The 228-nt window shown below is 53.5% G+C and carries 1 pseudogene; it reads left to right on the top strand.

Annotated elements, in window-relative coordinates:
• Positions 1-228, top strand: a pseudogene (locus ACYP03_RS28500) (phosphate acyltransferase PlsX); the annotation flags it as partial.

The raw sequence follows: 228 nt of genomic DNA, 5'->3' as shown, positions 1-228 counted from the left end.
CCCCAGCCGCCGCGGCGGTAAAACCTGGTTGCTGGATCTGGGTGCCAATGTGTCTTGCGATGCCGATACCTTGTTTCAGTTTGCGGTAATGGGATCGGTCTTGGCCGAGCAGGAAATGACAGGCAGACCACCCAGAGTGGCATTGCTGAACATCGGATCTGAAGAAATTAAAGGTAACGATCTCGTAAAACGCTGTGCTTCTATGCTGAGCCGTTCACCGGATGTGCA

It is taken from the genome of Photobacterium sp. R1 (assembly GCF_054600795.1).
This window is presented reverse-complemented; position numbering and strand designations above follow the sequence as displayed.